This window comes from Microbacterium resistens (genome assembly GCF_031456305.1).
Classification (GTDB): Bacteria; Actinomycetota; Actinomycetes; order Actinomycetales; family Microbacteriaceae; genus Microbacterium; species Microbacterium resistens_A.
The window spans coordinates 180,746-190,010 of sequence record NZ_JAVDUM010000007.1; the positions used below are offsets into that span (position 1 = coordinate 180,746).

Genomic DNA, 9,265 nt, shown 5'->3' on the forward strand with positions numbered 1-9,265 from the left:
CTCCCTGCCCTCATATGGTGGTCGGCAGTTCCGTACGTCCCGCATTCGCCCGCGGTGAACTCCGTACGGTCAGCGAGATGCGGCGCACTCCACCTGACGACAAGGAATCGAGAAGCCCCTCGGGGCTCACGGAGGTTATTCCCTTGGCTGCTGCTCGCAACGCATCCACTTCCACCACCATCAAGAACGGACGCGGTGCATCCCGCCTCTCGTTCGCCAAGATCTCCGACACGCTGACGGTCCCGGACCTGCTCGCCCTGCAGACCGAGTCCTTCGACTGGCTCGTGGGCAACGAGGCCTGGAAGGCGCGCGTCGCCGAGGCCAAAAAGGTCGGCCGCAAGGACGTCTCCGAGGTCAGCGGGCTGGAGGAGATCTTCGAGGAGATCTCCCCGATCGAGGACCTCAGCGAGACCATGCAGCTCTCGTTCACGAACCCCTACCTCGAGCCGGAGAAGTACTCGATCGAGGAGTGCAAGGAGCGCGGCAAGACGTACGCCGCCCCGCTGTACGTCGAGGCCGAGTTCATGAACCACCAGACCGGTGAGATCAAGACGCAGACCGTCTTCATGGGCGACTTCCCCCTGCAGACCGGCAAGGGCACGTTCATCATCAACGGCACCGAGCGCGTCGTCGTCTCGCAGCTGGTCCGCTCGCCCGGCGTCTACTTCGACAAGACGGCCGACAAGACCAGCGACAAGGACATCGTCTCCGCCCGCGTCATCCCTAGCCGCGGTGCCTGGCTCGAGTTCGAGATCGACAAGCGCGACCAGGTCGGCGTGCGCATCGACCGCAAGCGCAAGCAGTCCGTCACCGTCTTCCTCAAGGCGCTGGGCATGACCAGCGAGGAGATCCTCGTCGAGTTCGCCGGCTTCCCCTCGATCGAGGAGACCCTGGCCAAGGACACGATCCTCACCAAGGAGGACGCGCTCCGCGACATCTACCGCAAGCTCCGTCCGGGCGAGCAGGTCGCCGCCGAGGCCGCCCGCGCGCTGCTGGACAACTTCTACTTCAACCCGAAGCGCTACGACCTCGCCAAGGTCGGCCGGTACAAGATCAACCAGAAGCTGGGCCTCGAGCAGCCGCTCAGCGACTCGGTGCTCACCGTCACCGACATCGTCGAGACCATCAAGTACCTCGTCCGCATCCACGCGGGCGTCGAGACCTTCGAGGGCCTCCGCGGCGGCAAGAAGGCCGACATCCGCCTCGCGGTGGACGACATCGACAACTTCGGCAACCGTCGCATCCGCGCGGTGGGCGAGCTGATCCAGAACCAGGTCCGCACCGGTCTGTCCCGCATGGAGCGCGTCGTCCGAGAGCGCATGACCACGCAGGACATCGAGGCGATCACGCCGCAGACCCTGATCAACGTGCGCCCCGTGGTCGCCGCGATCAAGGAGTTCTTCGGCACCTCGCAGCTGTCGCAGTTCATGGACCAGAACAACCCGCTCGCGGGCCTGACCCACAAGCGCCGCCTGTCGGCCCTTGGCCCCGGCGGTCTCTCCCGCGACCGCGCGGGCGTCGAGGTCCGTGACGTCCACCCCTCGCACTACGGCCGCATGTGCCCGATCGAGACCCCGGAAGGCCCGAATATCGGCCTGATCGGCTCGCTCGCGACCTTCGCCCGCATCAACTCCTTCGGGTTCATCGAGACGCCGTACCGCCGCGTCGTCGACGGCGCCGTGGTCGAGCAGATCGACTACCTCACCGCCGCCGAGGAGACCGAGTTCAACATCGCGCAGGCCAACGCCCCGCTGGACGCGAAGGGCCGCTTCACCGAGAAGCACGTCCTCGCGCGTCCGAAGGGCGGCAGCGGCGAGGTCGACCTGTTCCTCCCCGAGGAGATCGGCTACATCGACGTCTCCCCGCGCCAGATGGTGTCCGTGGCGACCTCGCTCGTGCCGTTCCTCGAGCACGACGACGCGCAGCGCGCCCTCATGGGCGCCAACATGCAGCGTCAGGCCGTCCCGCTCCTCCGCAGCGAGTCGCCGTTCGTCGGCACCGGTATGGAGGGCTACGCCGCGATCGACGCCGGTGACGTGCTCACCGCCGCGAAGGCCGGCGTCGTCAGCGAGGTCTCGGCCGACCGGGTCGTCGTCATGCTCGACGAGGGCGGCACGCAGGAGTACTACCTGCGCAAGTTCGACCGCTCCAACCACGGCACCAGCTACAACCAGCGCGTCGTGGTCTCCGCCGGCGAGCGCGTGGAGGTCGGCGAGGTCATCGCCGACGGCCCCGCGACCGAGAACGGCGAGCTGGCCCTCGGCAAGAACCTCCTCGTCGCGTTCATGACGTGGGAGGGCCACAACTTCGAGGACGCGATCATCCTCAGCCAGGACCTGGTGAAGGACGACACCCTCTCCTCGATCCACATCGAGGAGTACGAGGTCGACTCGCGCGACACCAAGCTCGGCAAGGAGGAGATCACCCGTGACCTCCCCAACGTCAGCCCGGAGCTGCTGAAGGACCTCGACGAGCGCGGCATCATCCGCATCGGCGCCGAGGTCCGCCCCGGCGACATCCTGGTGGGCAAGGTCACGCCGAAGGGCGAGACCGAGCTCAGCGCCGAGGAGCGTCTGCTCCGCGCGATCTTCAACGAGAAGAGCCGCGAGGTGCGCGACACGTCCCTGAAGGTGCCTCACGGCGAGCAGGGGACGGTCATCGCCGTCAAGGAGTTCAACGCCGAGGACGGCGACGACGAGCTCGGCTCCGGCGTCAACCGCCGCGTCGTGGTCTTCATCGCCCAGAAGCGCAAGATCACCGAGGGCGACAAGCTCGCCGGCCGTCACGGAAACAAGGGCGTCATCGCCAAGATCCTGCCGGTGGAGGACATGCCGTTCCTCCCGGACGGCACCCCGGTGGACGTCATCCTCAACCCGCTCGGAATCCCCGGCCGCATGAACTTCGGCCAGGTGCTCGAGACGCACCTCGGCTGGATCGCCAAGCAGGGCTGGAAGATCGAGGGCAACCCGGAGTGGGCGGCCCGCCTGCCCCAGGAGGCGTACGACGTCGCCCCCGGCACCAAGGTCGCGACCCCGGTGTTCGACGGCGCGAGCGAGGAGGAGATCTCGGGCCTGCTCGATGTGACCCTGCCGACCCGCGACGGCGAGCGGCTGATCGACTCCACGGGCAAGACGACGCTGTTCGACGGTCGCTCGGGCGAGCCGTTCCCGGGGCAGATCTCGGTGGGCTACATGTACATCCTGAAGCTCCACCACCTCGTCGACGACAAGATCCACGCACGCTCGACGGGCCCCTACTCGATGATCACCCAGCAGCCGCTCGGCGGTAAGGCCCAGTTCGGTGGCCAGCGCTTCGGTGAGATGGAGGTCTGGGCGCTCGAGGCCTACGGCGCCGCATACGCGCTGCAGGAGCTCCTCACGATCAAGTCCGACGACATCCTCGGCCGCGTCAAGGTCTACGAGGCGATCGTCAAGGGCGAGAACATCCAGGAGCCGGGCATCCCCGAGTCGTTCAAGGTGCTCATGAAGGAGATGCAGTCGCTCTGCCTGAACGTCGAGGTGCTCTCGGCGGACGGCACGGCGGTCAACCTCCGCGACACCGACGACGAGGCGTTCCGGGCTGCGGAGGAGCTGGGGATCAACATCTCCAGCCGCTTCGAGTCCGCCTCGATCGACGAGATCTAAGCCAGAACCGATATCGGATCTTTTACACAGGAGAATCAGTGCTCGACGCAACGACTTTCGATGAGCTTCGCATCGGTCTGGCCACCGCAGACGACATCCGCCGGTGGTCCTACGGTGAGGTCAAGAAGCCCGAGACCATCAACTACCGCACGCTGAAGCCGGAGAAGGACGGCCTCTTCGGCGAGCAGATCTTCGGCCCCAGCCGTGACTGGGAGTGTGCCTGCGGCAAGTACAAGCGGGTCCGCTTCAAGGGCATCGTGTGCGAGCGCTGCGGCGTGGAGGTCACCAAGAGCTCCGTCCGCCGTGAGCGCATGGGCCACATCGAGCTCGCCGCCCCCGTCACCCACATCTGGTACTTCAAGGGCGTGCCCTCGCGCCTCGGATACCTGCTGGACATGGCGCCGAAGGACCTCGAGAAGGTCATCTACTTCGCCGCCTACATGGTCATCTCGGTCGACGAGGATGCTCGTCACCGCGACCTGGCGACGCAGGAGAACAACATCCGCCTCGAGCTGAAGACGCTCGGCGACCGCCGCGACGCCAAGATCGCGGAGCGCCTGGCCAAGCTGGAGGAGGAGCTCGCAGCCCTTGAGGCCGAGGGTGCCAAGGCCGACGCCAAGAAGAAGGTTAAGGACGCCGCCGAGAAGGAGATGGGGCAGATCCGCAAGGGCGCCGATGAGGCGATCCTCAAGCTCGAGCGCGTGTGGGAGGACTTCCGCACGCTCGAGGTGGGTGCCCTTCGTCCGGAGGACGACGTCTTCCACGAGCTGCAGGACCGCTTCGGGCAGTACTTCGAGGCCCACATGGGCGCGGAGTCCATCCAGAAGCGCCTCGCGGCCTTCGATCTCGCGGGCGAGGCCGACCGGCTGCACCTGCAGATCTCCGAGGGCAAGGGTCAGCGCAAGATTCGCGCGATCAAGCGCCTGAAGGTCGTCAACTCGTTCCTGGAGACCGGCATGAGCCCGGCCTCCATGGTCCTCGACGTCGTCCCGGTGATCCCGCCGGAGCTGCGTCCGATGGTCCAGCTGGACGGTGGCCGCTTCGCGACCTCCGACCTGAACGACCTCTACCGTCGCGTGATCAACCGCAACAACCGCCTCCGTCGCCTGATCGACCTCGGCGCGCCCGAGATCATCGTGAACAACGAGAAGCGGATGCTGCAGGAGGCCGTCGACGCGCTGTTCGACAACGGCCGTCGCGGACGCCCGGTCACCGGTACCGGCAACCGTGCCCTGAAGTCGCTCAGCGACATGCTCAAGGGCAAGCAGGGACGCTTCCGTCAGAACCTGCTCGGCAAGCGCGTGGACTACTCGGGCCGTTCGGTCATCGTGGTCGGCCCGCAGCTGAAGCTGCACCAGTGCGGTCTTCCCAAGCAGATGGCGCTGGAGCTGTTCAAGCCGTTCGTGATCAAGCGCCTGATCGACCTCGGTCACTCGCAGAACATCAAGGCCGCCAAGCGCGCTGTGGAGCGTACGCGCCCCGAGGTGTGGGACGTGCTCGAGGAGATCATCCGCGAGCGCCCCGTGCTGCTGAACCGCGCCCCCACCCTGCACCGCCTGGGCATCCAGGCCTTCGAGCCTCAGCTCGTCGAGGGCAAGGCCATCCAGCTGCACCCGCTCGTCTGCGCGGCGTTCAACGCCGACTTCGACGGTGACCAGATGGCCGTGCACCTGCCGCTGTCGGTCGAGGCCCAGGCCGAGGCCCGCGTGCTGATGCTCGCGTCGAACAACATCCTGAAGCCGTCCGACGGCCGTCCCGTGACCCTGCCCTCGCAGGACATGATCATCGGCCTGCACCACCTGACCACGGTCAAGGCGGGCGCAGCCGGCGAAGGACGCGCGTTCGGCTCGGTGTCCGAGGCGATCCTCGCCAAGGACGAGGGCACGCTCGACCTGCAGGCGAAGGTCCGCATCCGCATCCCGGGTCTGGCCTTCCTCGAGGGCGAGGCCCCCGAGGGCTACGAGCGCCACGGGCTCGTGGACGCCTCGCTGGGCCAGGCGATCTTCAACGACGCGCTGCCGAAGGGCTACCCGTTCGTGCGCGAGGTCGCTGACAAGGGCAAGCTCTCGCAGATCGTCAACAAGCTCGCCGAGGAGTACCCCAAGGTCGAGACGGCGGCGACGCTGGACCGGATCAAGGACGCGGGCTTCTACTGGGCGACGCGCTCGGGTGTGACCGTCGCGCTGAGCGACATCCTCACCCCGCCGAACAAGGCGGAGATCGTCGCGGGCTACGAGAAGCAGGCCGCGAAGGTCCAGTCCCAGTACGAGAAGGGCCTGACGACCGACACCGAGCGCCGCCAGGAGCTCATCAAGATCTGGACCGAGGCGACCGACGAGGTCCAGGCCGCGATGCGGGCGAACTTCCCGGAGGACAACACCATCAACCGGATGGTCTCCTCGGGCGCCCGAGGAAACTGGCTGCAGATCCGCAACATCGCGGGTATGCGTGGTCTGGTGAACAACCCGAAGGGTGAGATCATCCCTCGCCCGATCATCTCCTCGTACCGCGAGGGGCTGTCGGTGGCGGAGTACTTCATCGCGACGCACGGTACCCGCAAGGGTCTGGCCGACACCGCGCTGCGTACCGCCGACTCGGGTTACCTGACCCGTCGTCTGGTGGACGTCTCGCAGGACGTCATCATCCGCGAGGAGGACTGCGGCACATCGAAGGGCCTGGAGCTGCCGATCGCGGCGCCGAACTCCGCAGGGGACCTGGTGCGCGACGCGAACGTCGAGAACTCGGTGTTCGCCCGTACCCTGGCCTCCGAAGTGGTCAACGAGGCGGGCGAGGTGCTCGCGACCGCGGGTGAGGACGTCGGAGACGTGCTCATCGACAAGCTGGTCGCCGCGGGCGTCGAGACGATCAAGGTCCGCTCCGTGCTGACCTGCGACTCGGCCGTCGGTGTCTGCGCGCAGTGCTACGGCCGCTCGCTCGCGACCGGCAAGACCGTGGACATCGGCGAGGCCGTCGGCATCATCGCGGCCCAGTCGATCGGTGAGCCCGGCACCCAGCTGACGATGCGTACCTTCCACACCGGTGGGTCGGCGTCGGCGGATGACATCACCCAGGGTCTGCCGCGTGTGCAGGAGCTCTTCGAGGCCCGTACCCCGAAGGGTGCGTCCCCGATCGCCGAGGCCGACGGCCGCATCACGATCGAGGAGACCGAGAAGCAGAAGAAGGTCATCCTCACGCCCGACAACGGCGACGAGCCCGTCGTCTACCCGGTGCTGAAGCGTGCGACGCTCCTCATCGAGGACGGTCAGCACGTGGTCGTGGGCCAGCCGCTCCAGGTCGGCACGCTCGACCCCAAGGAGGTCATGCGTGTCATGGGCGCCCGCGAGGTGCAGAAGTACCTCGTCGGCGGCGTGCAGGGCGTGTACCGCTCGCAGGGTGTGCCGATCCACGACAAGCACATCGAGGTCATCGTCCGTCAGATGCTCCGCAAGGTCACCGTCGTCGACCACGCCGACACGACCCTGCTCCCGGGCGAGCTGGTGGACTCCCGTCGCTACCAGGACATCAACCGCGAGGCGGTCGCCGCAGGTAAGCACCCCGCGTCCGGTCGCCCCGAGCTGATGGGTATCACCAAGGCGTCGCTGGCGACCGAGTCCTGGCTGTCGGCCGCCTCCTTCCAGGAGACGACCCGCGTGCTCACGCAGGCCGCCATGGAGGGCAAGAGCGACCCGCTGGTCGGCCTCAAGGAGAACGTCATCATCGGAAAGCTCATCCCCGCGGGGACGGGTCTTCGCCGCTACCGCGACATCACGGTGGAGGCGACCGAGGAGGCCAAGAGCGAGCGCTACCCGAACCGGATCTTCGCATCCGACGGGGCGTACGCCGACGGCGACTTCGGCTACGTCGACTTCGACGCGTTCTCGACCGACGACATCACGCCCGGTACGTACAACTGATTGAGGCACTGATGTGAGAAAGGCCCCGGGAGAAATCCCGGGGCCTTTCTCGTCCCTTCCTCATGCGCGCTCGCGGGGTAACCTGAGCGTGTCGTCCGAAGGGAGTGCGATGGAGGGGCAGGTCATCGTCATCGGCGGGGTCCGCATCGATGAGATCCGCGATCCTCGTGGTCTTCGGGAGGTCCCGGCCGGCCGAGGGCTGGACGTCGCTCGGGTGCTCGCTTCGGCGGGCATCGACGTGACGGTGCTCGCGGGCATCGCGGAGGACCAGGACGGCGCATGGATCCGATCCGCGGCGGAGGACGCAGGGGTCCGTCTCGTGGCCCTGAACGCCCCGGAGGGGACGCCCCGACGCCGTGTGGTCGATGACGGACGGACTCCGCCCGTCATCGACTGGTGCGGAACCGTGCTCGGGTCCGGAGGCGCAGCAGCGCCAGCCGAGGGAGACGAAGCCTCGATTGCACGCGTTGTTGCAGGAGCTGTCGCACGCGCCGTCGCCGGGGCGAGGGTCGTGGTTTTCGCCGACTCCAGGGGGCGAGGGATCGCGATCGACCCGGATGCGCCGGTGACCGTGGAGCTCTGCGAGGGTGAGCCTCCGATGGTCTACGGCACGCAGATATCGGAGGACGACCGGGTCCTGCTCGACAGGATTCTGACAGCCTTGGAGCAGCCGGGAGCGTCCTCCGAGAGCCGTCTTCGGCGCAGCCTGGACCGGGTCGCGACGTAGGCCCGGCCGATGTCGCGGAGCCTGTCCGCTCCGCGATTTCCGGTGCCCGCGTCGGACCGGTATGCTTGTTTTTCGCGCCCCCGGTCGGCTGGAAAAGTGGGACGGGCGTGCACTGGCAAGTTGCCCGAGCGGCCAAAGGGAGCTGACTGTAAATCAGCCGCGTTATGCTTCGGGGGTTCGAATCCCTCACTTGCCACTGTGTGTTGAGTCGCGGCATAGATGACATCTGAGTCGCGGCATAGATGACAAGTTATGAGAAAGAGCCCGGCCATCGGCCGGGCTCTTTCTCGTTGTTGCGCCAGTAGTTTTTGGTGGGGTTGATGGTGTTGGTGGCGATGATCTCGCCGGTGTCGAGGTGGATGACCGTGATGGTGTGTTCGTCGGCGAGGATGATGACGCGTTTGCCGCGGTGGGTGGTGCCGATGCCGAGGTGGTGCATGTGGCCGGCTCGGCGGAAGCTGATCTTCCCGTTGTTGTCGACGTGGTCGTAGCGGAGCCGGTAGTGGCTGGTGTCGCCGTGGTCTGCTGGGACGGCTTTCGGTGTCGCGGTGTAGGCCTGGGTGGGTGTTCTGCCATCGAGAGCGCGGTGCGGGCGGCGCTGGTTGTAGTGCTCGCGGAAGGTGTCGAGCTGTTGCTGCAGTTGGGTGTTCGTGTGGGCGCGGGGTCGGGCGGCGAGCCAGCGTTTCAGGGTCTGGTGGAAGCGTTCGATCTTTCCCTGGGTTTGCGGGTGGTTGGGGGTGCCGTTCTTCTGTCGGATGTTCAGTGCGGCGAGGACGTATTCGAAGGCGTTGCGGCCGCCGCCGTGGCGGGCGGTGTAGACGCGTCCGTTGTCGGTGAGCGTGGATGCGGGTGTGCCGTGCTTGTCGATGCAGGCGAGGAACGTGGGGGTCTGCTGAACGAACTGGTGACAGTTTCGGTTAGGCCGCGAGGGCCAGGTTGTTGGTCATGATGGTCTCGAATTCGATCGGGGTCAAACGTCC

4 protein-coding genes, 1 tRNA gene and 1 pseudogene are annotated in these 9,265 nt (G+C 66.8%); 4 read left to right on the top strand and 2 right to left on the bottom strand.

Annotated elements, in window-relative coordinates:
- Positions 1-143 precede the first annotated feature (143 nt).
- The 4 genes from rpoB to J2Y69_RS09710 all read left to right on the top strand — a co-directional run bounded on the left by rpoB (position 144) and on the right by J2Y69_RS09710 (position 8,481).
- Positions 144-3,644, top strand: coding sequence for a DNA-directed RNA polymerase subunit beta (gene rpoB, locus J2Y69_RS09695; protein WP_310020043.1), 3,501 nt, complete (start codon positions 144-146; stop codon positions 3,642-3,644).
- A 38-nt stretch (positions 3,645-3,682) separates the two neighbouring features.
- Positions 3,683-7,558 carry a DNA-directed RNA polymerase subunit beta' gene (gene rpoC / locus J2Y69_RS09700; protein ID WP_310020045.1) on the top strand — a complete coding sequence of 1,292 codons (3,876 nt, stop codon included), beginning with the start codon at positions 3,683-3,685 and terminating at the stop codon, positions 7,556-7,558.
- Positions 7,559-7,667: 109 nt separating this feature from the next.
- Entirely contained in the window at positions 7,668-8,285 is a 618-nt protein-coding gene (locus tag J2Y69_RS09705) for a 1-phosphofructokinase family hexose kinase (RefSeq protein WP_310020047.1), read from the top strand.
- 114 nt (positions 8,286-8,399) lie between these two features.
- Positions 8,400-8,481 (top strand) — tRNA-Tyr (locus J2Y69_RS09710).
- A 54-nt stretch (positions 8,482-8,535) separates the two neighbouring features.
- Here the strand turns inward: J2Y69_RS09710 and J2Y69_RS09715 are convergent.
- Entirely contained in the window at positions 8,536-8,724 is a 189-nt protein-coding gene (locus tag J2Y69_RS09715) for a hypothetical protein (protein ID WP_310020049.1), read from the bottom strand.
- A gap of 183 nt (positions 8,725-8,907) precedes the next feature.
- Positions 8,908-9,153, bottom strand: a pseudogene (locus J2Y69_RS18060) (integrase core domain-containing protein); the annotation flags it as partial.
- Positions 9,154-9,265: the final 112 nt, after the last annotated feature.

Excerpts from the sequence above, each read along its gene's own strand:
- J2Y69_RS09705 (WP_310020047.1), top strand. The coding sequence starts at position 7,668 with ATGGAGGGGCAGGTCATCGTCATCGGCGGGGTCCGCATCGATGAGATC.
- J2Y69_RS09715 (WP_310020049.1), bottom strand. The coding sequence starts at position 8,724 with ATGCACCACCTCGGCATCGGCACCACCCACCGCGGCAAACGCGTCATC.